Source organism: Brevundimonas albigilva (genome assembly GCF_023503965.1).
GTDB lineage: Bacteria > Pseudomonadota > Alphaproteobacteria > Caulobacterales > Caulobacteraceae > Brevundimonas > Brevundimonas albigilva.
Genome location: NZ_CP097298.1, coordinates 1,658,530 through 1,671,379 on the forward strand (window position 1 = coordinate 1,658,530; position 12,850 = coordinate 1,671,379).

A 12,850-nucleotide genomic window follows, 5' to 3' on the forward strand; every position below is an offset into this window, starting at 1 on the left:
GCGCGGTCCTCCGGGACTGGCGCGGCGTCGTGACCACGGCGGACCGCGACCGCTATCAGCGCCGCGACGCCGCCTGGCGCCTGGCGCTGGAACAGGCGCGCCGCCAGCCCGGCTCGGGCGACCTGGACGCCCTGGGCGAGCTGATCGATCCGGACGCCGCGCGTCCGGGCGTCCTGCCGCCCCCCGGCGACTATCGCTGCCGCACCGTCAAGCTGGGGTCCCAGGGCGGCGAGGACGGGCTGGGATATGTCGTCTATGGCTGGTTCGCCTGCCGCATCGAGACGTCCGCCCAGGGCCTGAAGTTCGTCAAGCTGACCGGGTCGCAGCGCCCCTCGGGCCTGCTGTTTCCCGAAAACGACCGCGAGATGGTGATGCTGGGCTCGATGGCCCTGGCGCAGGAGCCGGCCGCCAACGCCTACGGCCGCAACCCCGAGCGCGACCTCGTGGCCGTGCTGGAACGGATCGGCGAGGCGCGCTGGCGCCTGGTGCTGCCCTGGCCGCGCAACGAGTCCAACCTGGACCTGATCGAACTGCGCCCGGCGACCTGAGCTGACGGGGTCCGCCCGCCGCGCGGTGAACCCGAGCGAGGCTGGGCCGTTTGCCTGACAGTCCGTTGAGGAGACGCGTGATGCGCCGCAGCCCGACCGCCCTGATCTCCGTCCTGGCCCTGACTGCGGGGCTGGGCGTCGCCCTGGCCGCCTGCGGCGAGAACAGCCCCTCGACCCCGGCGGAGACGTCGCCGGCCGTCAGCGCCCCGGCCGCGGGCGTGCCGGGCCAGGCCGCGCCCCAGGCCGCCGCCACGCCCGAACAGGCCGCCGCGCCCGCCGCCGATGCGACGACGGCACCCGCGGGCGCCCAGGGCGGGACCGACGACTGGCGTCAGGTCGCCTCCGCCGCCGACGCCAGCCTGCTGGGGCGGCTCGACCAGGCGTGGCGGATGGCGCGGGCCGAGGCCGAGGACGCCGGCTTCGCCGACGAGGTGGAAAGGCTGGGCGCCCTGGTCGATCCCAATGCGGGCCTGGCCGGGCGGCTGCAGCCCGCGCCCGGAACCTATCGCTGCCGCACGATCAAGCTGGGCCGCCGGACCGAGGGCCAGGGGCTGGCCTATGTCGCCTATCCCTATTTCCGCTGCACGGTGGAGCTGACGCCCGGCGGCGACCTGTTCCTGACCAAGGCGACCGGCTCGCAGCGCACCCAGGGGCTGCTCTATCCCGACACCGACCGCCGCCTGGTCTATGTCGGCGCCCAGGCCTGGGGCGACGAGGCGCACTTCCCCCGCTACGGCCAGACGCGCGAGCGCGACCAGGTCGGGGTGTTCGAGCGGATCGGCGACCAGCGCTGGCGCCTGGTCCTGCCCTGGCCCAAGCAGGAGTCCAAGCTGGAGCTGCTGGAAGTCGTGCGGTGACGCGCGTCCCGTCGCGCCCCTTGTCGTTGGTCGTTGGGGTCGGTCATCCTGGCGTCGGTCGTGCTCCTGGCCGCCTGTTCGCCGGGCGAGGACGCCGCGCCCCAGGTTCACCAGACGGGCGCGCCGCCGCCCGCGGCCCTGTCGCCGGCGCCGTCCGGCCCGGTCGAGGGCGTCGTGGCCCAGGGCGACCGGGTCCTGATCGACGGCGACCGCCTGTTCCTGCCGGGATCGACCGAACTGTCGCCCCAGGCCGAACCCATGCTGCGCCGCGCGGCCGAGCTGATCGGGACCGGCGACGGTCCGCCCGTCGTCGTCACGGGCCGCGCCCTGACCCCATCCAGGCCGACGCCCTGGCCAAGGGCGCGGCCGAGGCCCTGTCCTACATCGGCGGGGCGCCCTTCTCGCGCCTGACGCCACGCGGCGTGGCCGACCCCGCGCCCGGCCGCCGCATCGTGATCACACCCGCGTCAGCCGCAGGTCCTGATAGTCGTAGCTGAAGTCGATGTCGGGGCTGACGCCCTTCAGCGTCGCCGTGGCCGGCTTGGCCGTCTGGATGGCGAAGGTGACGAAGGCGTCCTCCTCGCGCCTGTCGGGAAAGCGCGTGCGGAAGGTCTCGCCGTCATAGGGCTCCAGCGGCCCCTTCAGCGCGGGCGTGTGGGTGAAGTCCAGCCACAGCCCCTCGCCCCGCCGGGAGATGACGATGTCGCCGTACCACGGGTCGCGCCAGGTCCCGACATAGGCGTCCAGCGGCATGGACGGCGCCGCGCCCGCCCGCTGCTTGGCGTCGATCTCGGCGGCGGCGGCCAGAGACTTCTCGGTCCCCTCGGCCTCCAGCCGCTTGGAATCGGCGATCCAGTCGACGTCGACCTTGCCCATGACGATGTCGGCGATCCCCGAGCGCAGCGCGCGCAGCAGGAAGCTTTCCTCCGCATTGGAGAAGATGCAGAAGCCGGTCTTGCGCCCAGGGATCAGCACCGTCGCCGAAATGCCGCCGGGCGAACCGCCGCCGTGGCTGATCAGCCGCTCGCCGCGATAGTCCTGGACCTGGAACCCCATCGCATAGGTCGAGGCGATGGACCGGTTGGGCAGTTCCGCCGTCGGCCCGGCCGACGAGCCGACGATGATGTTGGGCTTCCACATCTCCCGCGCCGCGTCTTCCGAGAACAGGCGCGACCCGTCGGGCAGCACCCCTTCGTTCAGCCGCACCGCCATCCATTTGGCCCAGTCGGTCGGGGTGGTGCAGATCCCGCCCGCCGCCGCCGCCGAATCCCAGTTCCACACCTCGACGATCGATTGGGCGATGCGCGTCATGTCCCCCTGATAGCGCAGCGGCGGGCCCACCCGCCCGTGCGGCAGGGCCGATTTCGCCGGATCGGCCAGACGCGCCAGCGGAACCGTCTCGCTCATGCCCACGCGGTCCAGGATGCGGGTCTGGATGAAGTCTTCCCACGACCGCCCGGACACCGCCTCGATCACCGCGCCGGCGACCACGAACATCAGGTTGCAATAGTGATAGCGGGCGCGGAAGCCGTCCTCGATCGGCACGAAGGCGGCCTGGGCCACCACCTCGGCGCGGGTCCGGTCGCTGTTGGGCCAGAACAGCAGGTCGCCGGCGCCCAGGCCGAAGCCCGCCCGGTGGCTGATCGCGTCGCGCACCGTGACGTGCTCGCCGATATAGGGGGCCGACAGGCGGAAGTCCGGCAGATAGGTCTTCACCGGCGCGTCCCACTTCACCTTGCCCTCGTCGACCAGGATGGCCAGGGCGGCGGCGGTGACGTTCTTGGTGTTCGACGCGATGGCGAACAAGGTGTGTTCGTCCGCGGCCCCCGGCCGGTCCTGCGCCTTGACGCCATAGCCGCGCGCCAAGACCGTCTGGCCCTCGCGCACCACCGCCACGCCCAGCGCCGGCTGGTCCGGCCAGGCCGCCCGGCATTTCGCCACATAGGCGTCGACCGCCTCGGCCAGCGAGACGTCGTCGTTCGCCGCCTGCCCCCAGGAGGGGCGCGCCGCCAGCGCCGCGACGCCTCCTGAAACGAACAGGGCGGAACGGCGGGACAGACGAACGGACATGGCGACCTCGGAATGACGAAGGCCCACCTTAGAGGTTCGGGCGCGCTTCGCCAGCCTCAGCCCGTGCGCCAGCGGTGCAGGTGTTCCAGCACGTCGGCGACGATCTGCTCGCGGGTGAAGCCGGTGATGTCGCGCGGCCGGGGTCCGTCGTCCGACCGCGCCGACAGCCGCCATTCCATCGCCCGCTTGCGCTCCGGCGCGTCCAGCGCGGTCAGGGCCGGCCGGGGCCGCTCGCGCGCGGTCAGGCGGTAGTGGAAGTCGCGCCCCCCGACCACCGGCGCCGTCAGCGAGACGCCGTCCGCGTCGCGTTCCACCTCGGCGCCCAGCCCCTCGGCCGCCAGGCCCTCGCGGACGGTCTCCAGCGCGGGCGCGCCGTTGCGCTCGATCTGTCGGTCGATGTCGCGGCGGCTGGCCGGCGCCAGGATGCGCTTCAGCTGTTCGGCCAGCGGCGGCCCTTCGGTCTCGATGACCCGGCCGGCCACGTCGGCGTTCATCTGCCGGACCAGGCCGACGCACAGCAGCACCATGATGACCACGAACGGCAGGGCCGCGCCCAGAGTGGCGGCCTGCAGCGCGCCCAGCCCGCCGGCCAGCAGCAGCAGGGCGGCGATCAGGCCCAGCAGCAGGCACCAATAGACCCGCTGCCAGCGCGGCGTGTCGTCGGCCCCGCCGGAGGCGATGGTGTCGATCACCAGGGCGCCGGAATCGGCCGAGGTGATGAAGAAGACCGCCACCAGCAGGATCGCCAGGGTCGAGGTGATCGCCGCGCCGGGCAGCTGCTCCAGGAAGTGGAACAGGGCGGTCGACAGGTCCGCCGACACCGCGGCCGAGATGGCCCCCTGCGCCTGGCCCATGTCCAGGCTGATGGCCGTGTTGCCGAACACCGTCATCCACAGGAAGGTGAAGCCGGCCGGGACCAGCAGCACGTTCAGGATGAACTCGCGCACCGTCCGCCCGCGCGAGATGCGGGCGATGAACATGCCCACGAACGGCGACCATGCGATCCACCAGGCCCAGTAGAACAGCGTCCAGTCCGCCATCCAGGCCCGCGGTTCATAGGCGTACAGGGTGAAGGTGCGCTCGACCAGATGGCTCAGATAGAAGCCGAAATTCTGCACCAGCGCCTTGAACAGGAAGCCTGTCGGCCCGACGGCCAGCACGAACAGCATCAGCAGCACGGCCAGGGTCAGGTTCAGCTCCGACAGCCGGCGCACCCCCTTGCCCACCCCGGTCATGACCGAGGCGGTCGCCGCCGCCATCACCGCCGCGATCAGCCCGATCTGGACCCAGGCGTTGTTCGGTACGCCCAGCAGATAGGTCAGGCCGCTGTTCATCTGCGACACGCCGAAGCCCAGCGAGGTGGCGATGCCGAAGGCCGTGCCCCAGATGGCGAAGATGTCCACCGCGTCGCCGATCGGCCCGTTGATGCGCCGCCCCAGCAGCGGCGACAGCCCCGACCGCAGCGTCAGCGGCAGGCCCTTGCGATAGGCGAAGAAGGCCAGGCTCAGCCCCACCAGCGCATAGATGGCCCAGGCGTGGACGCCATAGTGGAAGAAGGTGATCCCCATCGCCTCGCGCGCGGCGGCGAAGGTGCGCGGCTCGCCTTCCGGCGGGCTGACGAAATGCTGGATCGGCTCGGCCACGCCGAAATACATCAGGCCGATGCCCATGCCCGCGGCGAACAGCATGGCCAGCCACGACAGATAGGGAAAGTCGGGCTCGGCGTCGTCCGGCCCCAGCTTCAGCGCGCCCGTCGGCCCCACGGCCAGCACCAGCGCCAGCCCCAGAAAGCCCGCCACGGCGGCGACGTAGAACCAGCCGAAGGTGTCGATCACCCAGGCCTGGACGGTCTGGAACACCCGGTCGGACTGTCCGGGCGCGGCGATCGCGACGACGAGCAGCAGGCCGATGATCAGGCTTGCGCCCCAGAAGACGCGCGGGTTCATCTTGGTGGTCAGCATCGGCGAAAAGCGTATGGCGACGCTTACGGTTCCCCGACCGGCCTCCGACCCGACGCCGCCGCCGCGCCGAATTTCGCTCCCGCGCCCTTGCGTGGCCCATATGTCACACCATCTCGTTTGCGACAGCTCAAGGCGTCGCTTTCGGTAAGGGCGCATTGGGATGAAATCCGCCTCCCGAGGGGACTGAACCATGAATCTCGATCTCTATTCCGACCGCGCCAAACAGGCCGTCCAGTCGGCCCAGTCGCTGGCCCTGGCTCGCCGTCATCAGCAGTTCGCGCCCGAACACCTGCTCAAGGTGCTGCTGGAGGAACGCGACGGCCTGGCCCCCAACCTGATCACCGCGGCCGGCGGCGACGCCCGCCGCGCCGAGGCCGACGTCGAGACCGCCCTGAAGAAGCGCGCCCAGGTCGAGGGCGGCTCGGGCCAGCTGTATCTGGACGGCGCCACCGCCCGCGTCTTCGCCGCCGCCGAGGAGGCCTCCAAGAAGGCCGGTGACGCCTTCGTCACCACCGAACGCCTGCTGGCCGCCCTGGCGCGCGAGGGCGCCGTCGCCGCCGAGGTGCTCAAGGCCTCGGGCGTCACGGCCGACAAGCTGGACGCCGCCATCGTGGACCTGAGGAAGGGCAAGACCGCAGACAGCGCCGGCGCCGAGGACGGCTACGACGCCCTGAAACGCTACGCCCGCGACCTGACCCAGGCCGCCGCCGACGGCAAGATCGATCCGGTCATCGGCCGCGACGAGGAGATCCGCCGCACCATCCAGGTCCTGGCCCGCCGCACCAAGAACAACCCCGTCCTGATCGGCGAACCCGGCGTCGGCAAGACCGCCATCGTCGAGGGCCTGGCGCTGCGCATCGTCAACGGCGACGTGCCCGAGAGCTTGCGCGACAAGACCGTGATGGCCCTGGACATGGGCAGCCTGATCGCCGGCGCGAAATACCGCGGCGAGTTCGAGGAACGGCTGAAGGCCGTCCTGTCCGAGGTCTCGGCCGCCGAGGGCCAGATCGTCCTGTTCATCGACGAGATGCACACCCTGGTCGGCGCCGGAAAGAGCGACGGCGCCATGGACGCCTCCAACCTGCTCAAGCCGGCGCTTGCGCGCGGCGAACTGCACTGCGTCGGCGCCACCACCCTGGACGAATACCGCAAGTACATCGAGAAGGACGCGGCCCTGGCCCGTCGTTTCCAGCCCGTCTTCGTCTCCGAACCGACGGTGGAGGACACCGTCTCCATCCTGCGCGGCCTGAAGGAGAAGTACGAGGTCCACCACGGGGTCCGCATCTCCGACAGCGCCATCGTCGCCGCCGCCACCCTGTCGAACCGCTACATCACCGACCGCTTCCTGCCCGACAAGGCCATCGACCTGGTCGACGAGGCGGCGTCGCGCGTGCGCATGGCCGTGGATTCCAAGCCCGAGGCCCTGGACGAGATCGACCGCCGCCTGGTCCAGCTGAAGATCGAGCGCGAGGCCCTGAAGAAGGAAACCGACCAGGCCTCCCAACACCGGCTGGAGAAGCTGGAGGACGAGATCGCCGACCTGGAGGGTCAGTCCGACGACCTGACCGCCCAGTGGAAGGCCGAAAAGGACAAGGTCGGCCAGGGCGCCCAGTTGCGCGAGACCCTGGACCGCCTGCGGCTGGAGCTGACCAACGCCCAGCGCGCCGGCGACCTGGCCCGCGCGTCCGAGATCGCCTACGGCCAGATCCCCCAAATCGAGAAGCAGCTGGCCGAGGCCGAGGCCAGGGAAACCGACAACAAGGGCCCGCTGACGCCCGAGGTCGTCGACGCCGAGCAGATCGCCGCCGTCGTCAGCCGCTGGACCGGCGTGCCCGTCGATAAGATGCTGGAGGGCGAGCGCGAGAAGCTGCTCAAGATGGAGGACGCGCTTCGCGGCCGCGTGGTCGGCCAGGACGAGGCCCTGATCGCCGTCTCCGACGCGGTGCGCCGCGCCCGCGCCGGCCTGAACGACCCCAACCGCCCGCTGGGCAGCTTCCTGTTCCTGGGCCCGACGGGCGTGGGCAAGACCGAGCTGACCAAGGCCCTGGCCGAGTTCCTGTTCGACGACGAGGCGGCCATCACCCGCCTGGACATGTCGGAATACATGGAAAAGCACAGCGTCAGCCGCCTGATCGGCGCGCCTCCCGGCTATGTCGGCTATGACGAGGGCGGCGCCCTGACCGAGGCCGTCCGTCGGCGCCCCTATCAGGTCGTGCTGTTCGACGAGGTCGAAAAGGCCCACCCCGACGTCTTCAACGTCCTTCTTCAAGTGCTCGACGACGGCCGCCTGACAGACGGGCAAGGAAGAGCCATCGACTTCCGCAACACCCTGATCATCATGACCTCGAACCTGGGCAGCCAGTTCCTGGCCGAGCAGGGCGAGGGCGACGACGTGGAGGCCGTGCGCCCCTTCGTCATGGACGCCGTGCGCGCCCACTTCCGGCCCGAGTTCCTGAACCGCATCGACGAGATCATCCTGTTCCGCCGCCTGGGCCGCGAACAGATGGGCGGCATCGTCCGCATCCAGCTGTCGCGCCTGGAAAAGCTGATGGCCGACCGCCGCCTGACCCTGGCCCTGGACGACAGCGCCGCCGCCTGGCTGGCCGACAAGGGCTACGACCCGGTGTACGGCGCCCGCCCCCTGAAGCGCGTCATCCAGAAGGACCTCGTCGACCCCATCGCGCGCAAGTTGCTGGCGGGCGAGATCGAGGACGGAAGCGTGATCGCCGTGTCAGCAGGCGCGGACGGGCTGGAGATCGGGAAGGCGCGGGTGCATTAAGTGGCATTTTAACTCACCCGCCGCACTCTATGACCGTGATTGACGCATCAATGTTCTATCTTTGTTCTTGGTAAAACATTGATCTTGGCGAAACCTGCGGTAGGCGACATGCTCCCTGTACATCTTAGAGACTCAGCTCTCGCTGAGGACAGGGGAATGGAATGCCGACTGCCTACCACATGGTTCACTACCGCCGCTTCAACACTGGTGGCGTCAATATCGGGTCAGAAACCTTTGAGTCCGCGTGCCGAACAGCCCTCGGGCAGGCCAATGCTGGAGGACAGGCGCTATGGGAGCGCGCACAAGACCGGCTGCTTGATTTGGGCGGCAGCGACGGCGGTCAGCTCGTGTTGAACCGGGTTGCAGACTTGGAAAGCGCTGTGTTCGGCGAGATGTGCTTGGTTCAGAACCACGGGCTCCAAGCTCTTCTGCAACTGAGAGCGCAGACCGTACAGCTCTCCAATATCACGACGGCCGAGATTTTTGGACTCGACGAGCGCGCGGCTCCGGCGGGTTCTCAGTTCGTGCGAGGCATGGCCTATTGGCTGGCTATCGGAGACCACGTGCTATTCGTCAAAACGCAGTCTATGACCTCTGACCTGTTCAGACAGTATATGGACTGGCTTCTGAAGCAGCAGACCGGCACGCTAGGCCAGAATGTTCCGCTGAACTTCCAGGCGGAGTTCGACAAGGCGCAAGTCGCGGGGGACATCGGCGACGTCCGAAGCCTCCGTATTAGTGGGAAGTCTGTTCCGCAGCTCACTGTCGTGCCAAGCGACACTCCTGAGCGGGACCGAACTGTCGCTACGTCGCGAAAGGTCGCCGAGAAGTACGCGGTGTTTGAGCAAGCCAAAACGTTGGCCGAGGTCGTCTTCGGCAAAGCCAAGACAGAGTCGCTCGTGGAGAGCATGGGGCCCGAAGAATTCTTGTCCGCCGAAACCACCTTCAAAGTGCAAGGGCGAAGGACGGAACGATCTCGCGAGGTTATGAAAGAGCTGGCAAACGAGCTAGCCGATACGACGGACGCTATGGTTCAAGTGGAGGGCAAATTCGGGCGCGTCTCGGACGACGATGCGATTTTGAGAACTCGAATGCCGTTTGATATCGAGGCCGACACCAGCAATCTCCTTAACTTCGACAACGTCGCCGACCAGCTTCAGGTGACGTATCAACGGTTCGTCGACGACGGAAAGATACCTGCAGCTTGATCCTTCTGGTCACCATCATTGGCGCGTGCCTGTCGGCTTTGCTCTTCGGTATTTTCGTGCCGCTCGAGCAGATGCTCGGGGGCTACAATCCGTCGTGACTGCTCTTTCGATCGTCACGGCAGCGGTTTTTGTGCGCCTCAATAGGGGTATGCCGACCCTCGATTGGAAAAGCCTCACGATCGATGAACGCAAACGCCTCACTCGGGCCATTGTGGAGCTAACCAAGGAGTACGCAGTCATTGTCGCAATCAACGGCCTGCTGCTCTTGGTCGCGGTGGGCCTCATCACCGCTGGGATACAAGCCGTCTCGCATTTGGCACCGGCAGTCCAAATCGCGTTCTCTGCGGTTGTTGGCTTTCTCTCCGGCCTCTGTATAGCCAGGATGGCCTATGTCGTCTGGCGCGACTTCGATATCGTTCGTCTTCAACGAAAACTGGTTGATGAGAGCGGGGAGCGAGAAGCCGTAGAGGCAGAGCGAAAGGTCGCCGCCTCCAAGATTGCTGACATGGCCGCCGCTGGATTGCGTAAGCAGCCGCCGGTCAAAGCGAGGGAGTGGGAAGACTAGTCGGGGGCGGCTAGCATCTCAAGTCCCGACACGCGGCGTCCCTGCATCTCGTCGCACACGAAGATCGACATGATGTCAGTCGAACAGCCCCTCTGCTTCCGCGTCCAAGGCCGCTTCCGTCATCACATCCCCCAAAACGGCTAAAAGGCCCCCGCATCTCCACGGGGGCCTCCGGTCTCCTCGCCGTCGCGCGCCCGCGACTAGGGGTTGATGACCACCTTGATGCAGCCGTCGTTCTTTTCCTGGAACATCTTGTAGGCGTCAGGGCCGTCTTCCAGCTTGATCTTGTGGGTGATCAGGAAGCTGGGGTCGATCTGGCCGTCCTCGATCCTGCGCATCAGGGGTTCGAGGTAGCGCTGGACATGGGTCTGGCCGGTCCTGAGGGTCAGGCCCTTGCCGACGAAGGCGCCCATCATGGTCGGCACGCCGCCGACGAAGACGCCGGGCAAACTGATGGTGCCGCCGGGGCGGCAGGCGACGATGGCCTGGTTCAGGGCGTAGGGGCGCTCCATCCTGCCCGCGACCGTCTCCTGCACCTTCTCGATCATGGAGCCCGCGCCGTGGCTTTCCAGGCCGACGGCCTCGATGACCGAGTCCGGGCCGCGTCCCTGGTCATCGCCAGGATCTCGTCCTGCAGCTCGCCCTTCACGGCGGAGAAGTCGATGGTCTCGGCGCCGGCGGCCTCGGCCAGGCGCAGCCGCTCGGGGACCTCGTCGATGGCGATGACGCGTTCGGCGCCCATCATGAAGGCGCTGCGGATGGCGAACTGGCCCACGGGGCCGCAGCCGAACACCAGCACCGTATGGCCGGGCTGGATGTCCGCGTTCTCGGCCGCCATCCAGCCGGTGGGGAAGATGTCAGACAGGAACAGGACCTGGTCGTCGCTCAGGCCGTTCGGCACCTTGATCGGCCCGACATCGGCATAGGGGACGCGCAGATATTCCGCCTGCCCGCCGGGAAAACCGCCGTACATGTGGGTGTAGCCGAACAGGCCCGCGGTCGGGTAACCCAGCATCTTGGCCTGTTCCGCCCCGTTCGGATTGGACCGTTCGCACACGGAATACAGGCCCCGGCGGCAATAGTCGCATTCGCCGCAGCTGATGGTGAAGGGCACGACGACGCGGTCGCCGACCTTCAGTTTCGTGTTGTCCTTGCCGACGGCGACCACCTCGCCCATCGTCTCGTGGCCCATGACGTCGCCGGACTTCATGCCCGGCACGAAACCGCCGTACAGATGCAGGTCGGAACCGCAGATGGCGCAGGAGGTGACGCGGATGATGGCGTCGCGCCCGTCCTGAATCTCGGGGTCGTCCACCGTCTCGCAGCGGATGTCGCCCTTGCCGTGCCAGCACAACGCCTTCATGTCGCTCTCCTCTCCAGATGAGCAAGGGGAAGGCGCAGGGGTCGGAACCGTTCCTGTGTGCGCTATCAGACCCGGCGGTCCGCCGGCGGCGCGCTAATCCCCAGCACCGGCATGACCTCCACCCCGTCGCAGGGGAAGATCGTCATGTGCGGGTGGCCGTCGAACAGGCGGACCGCCGCCTGGTGGCTGTCGGCGCGGACCACGACGAAGACGGTCAGTCGGTTCACCGTCTCGGCGACCGCGCCCGCGTCATCGAGCCGCAGGGTCGGCCCCAGCGGCCCGCCGACATAGGCGATGCTGTCGCGGTGCGCCGCCTCCCAGGCCTTGACCGCCGCCACGCCTTCTTCGGCGCGCGCGGCCTGCTCGGCCGGCGTCATGGCCTTCCAGGCCCGGAACTTCGGCCCGGCCTTGTCCATGGTGAAGATCGCCAGAAATCGGGGCTGGGCGCGCATGACCCCAGTCTATCGCGAATGCGGCGGCGTGTCCCCGTCCCGCCGGATGTCCCGTTTCGGCACGGACCCGCGACCGCTCGCAACGCGCGAAAACCCCGCCCGGCGCCTGACCTGGCGTCAGCCGGGACGCGACCTCGGCGCGCGGCATTTGAACGATTCCCGTTGCGCGAGCGCTGTTTCGGGCGTAGAGCGCCTGTCGTTAACCTCTTGTTAACCAGAGCCTGCCTGGGCGCCCGAGCGTATCGATTCGGGATGGCACGGCTCTTGGAGAGAGGGGGCGATCCGTCGGTTCGGCGGAACGTCTAGGGACGGAACGGGGTGGGACAATGCAGACGACGTCTGGGGCCTGGGGCCGGATGTCTTGGCGCCTGAAGACCGCCCTGGGGGCGGGTCTGGGCGCGGCGTCCATGATCGCGATGACGGCGGCGCCGGCCGCGGCCAATTCTTCCGCGGACTCCATCGAAGTCGGCCGGACCCTGGACGTCGCCGTCACCGGTCACCTGACCGCGCGCTGTCAGATCGAGGGCGGGGCCGACATCGACTTCGGCGAACTGAACGGCGGCGAGCGGGCCGTGGCCCTGTTCGATCTCGACTGCAACGTCCCGTTCGACATCGGCGTCGTCTCGACGCGCGGCGGCCTGGCCCATGTGACCAAGCCGCAGGGCGAGGGGCCCTACGCGGGCGTGCTGCCCTATGACGTGCTGCTGACGGTTCCGACGCGCGCGCCCCAGCCGTCGATCCTGCGCGCCGCCTTCACCAGCCAGGGCGGCGGGCGCGCCAGCAGCGGCGACGGCATCGCCGTGGGCGGCGGCAAGATCGAGTTCCGCACCCATCGCCCTTCGGGCGCCGGCCTGCTGGCGGGCGAGTATACCGAAACACTTACGGTGACCGTATCGCCGCGCGTTTGAATACACGCAAGGTAAAAGTCCTCCTCGTTCTGAAGAATCGCGGCCTCGTCGTTTGCACGGCGGGGCCCTTTTATCATTTCTGAGTAGAAGCATGAAATTCGCCTACTTGGAGAATGTCTCCAGAATCGTAGCTAACGGC

At 68.3% G+C, this 12,850-nt stretch carries 12 protein-coding genes; 7 read left to right on the top strand and 5 right to left on the bottom strand.

Annotated elements, in window-relative coordinates:
• Positions 1–29 precede the first annotated feature (29 nt).
• The 3 genes from MU852_RS08860 (at position 30) to MU852_RS08870 (ending at position 1,816) form a co-directional block, all read left to right on the top strand.
• The gene (locus MU852_RS08860; protein ID WP_249749293.1) at positions 30–548 is read left to right on the top strand and encodes a DUF4893 domain-containing protein; all 519 of its coding nucleotides are present in this window, start codon (positions 30–32) and stop codon (positions 546–548) included.
• Between the two features lie 80 nt (positions 549–628).
• Positions 629–1,405, top strand: coding sequence for a DUF4893 domain-containing protein (locus tag MU852_RS08865; protein WP_249749294.1), 777 nt, complete (start codon positions 629–631; stop codon positions 1,403–1,405).
• Positions 1,406–1,465: 60 nt separating this feature from the next.
• The gene (locus tag MU852_RS08870; RefSeq protein ID WP_249749295.1) at positions 1,466–1,816 is read left to right on the top strand and encodes a hypothetical protein; all 351 of its coding nucleotides are present in this window, start codon (positions 1,466–1,468) and stop codon (positions 1,814–1,816) included.
• Between the two features lie 45 nt (positions 1,817–1,861).
• On the opposite strand, the gene MU852_RS08875 is transcribed toward MU852_RS08870, so the two are convergent.
• Both MU852_RS08875 and MU852_RS08880 read right to left on the bottom strand, forming a co-directional pair.
• The gene (locus MU852_RS08875; protein WP_249749296.1) at positions 1,862–3,475 is read right to left on the bottom strand and encodes a serine hydrolase; all 1,614 of its coding nucleotides are present in this window, start codon (positions 3,473–3,475) and stop codon (positions 1,862–1,864) included.
• Positions 3,476–3,531: 56 nt separating this feature from the next.
• On the bottom strand, positions 3,532–5,436 hold the full coding sequence (locus MU852_RS08880; RefSeq protein ID WP_249749297.1) for a BCCT family transporter: 1,905 nt from the start codon (positions 5,434–5,436) through the stop codon (positions 3,532–3,534).
• A gap of 190 nt (positions 5,437–5,626) precedes the next feature.
• Here MU852_RS08880 and clpB point away from each other — a divergent pair, with 190 nt between their 5' ends.
• The 3 genes from clpB (at position 5,627) to MU852_RS08895 (ending at position 9,988) form a co-directional block, all read left to right on the top strand.
• A complete protein-coding gene (clpB, locus tag MU852_RS08885; protein WP_249749298.1) occupies positions 5,627–8,215 on the top strand; it encodes an ATP-dependent chaperone ClpB in 2,589 nt (862 codons plus the stop codon).
• 161 nt (positions 8,216–8,376) lie between these two features.
• A complete protein-coding gene (locus tag MU852_RS08890; protein WP_249749299.1) occupies positions 8,377–9,423 on the top strand; it encodes a hypothetical protein in 1,047 nt (348 codons plus the stop codon).
• Between the two features lie 94 nt (positions 9,424–9,517).
• Positions 9,518–9,988 carry a hypothetical protein gene (locus MU852_RS08895; RefSeq protein ID WP_249749300.1) on the top strand — a complete coding sequence of 157 codons (471 nt, stop codon included), beginning with the start codon at positions 9,518–9,520 and terminating at the stop codon, positions 9,986–9,988.
• Between the two features lie 200 nt (positions 9,989–10,188).
• Here MU852_RS08895 and MU852_RS08900 read toward each other — a convergent pair whose 3' ends face one another.
• The 3 genes from MU852_RS08900 to MU852_RS08910 all read right to left on the bottom strand — a co-directional run bounded on the left by MU852_RS08900 (position 10,189) and on the right by MU852_RS08910 (position 11,803).
• Entirely contained in the window at positions 10,189–10,536 is a 348-nt protein-coding gene (locus tag MU852_RS08900; RefSeq protein WP_249749301.1) for an MDR/zinc-dependent alcohol dehydrogenase-like family protein, read from the bottom strand.
• Positions 10,533–11,351 (bottom strand): alcohol dehydrogenase catalytic domain-containing protein, encoded by an 819-nt coding sequence (locus tag MU852_RS08905; protein WP_249749302.1) that lies wholly within the window; start codon positions 11,349–11,351, stop codon positions 10,533–10,535. The genes MU852_RS08900 and MU852_RS08905 overlap by 4 nt, the downstream gene beginning before the upstream one ends.
• Positions 11,352–11,416: 65 nt before the next feature.
• Entirely contained in the window at positions 11,417–11,803 is a 387-nt protein-coding gene (locus MU852_RS08910; protein WP_249749303.1) for a glutathione S-transferase family protein, read from the bottom strand.
• A gap of 356 nt (positions 11,804–12,159) precedes the next feature.
• Here MU852_RS08910 and MU852_RS08915 point away from each other — a divergent pair, with 356 nt between their 5' ends.
• Entirely contained in the window at positions 12,160–12,711 is a 552-nt protein-coding gene (locus MU852_RS08915; RefSeq protein ID WP_249749304.1) for a hypothetical protein, read from the top strand.
• Positions 12,712–12,850 lie beyond the last annotated feature (139 nt).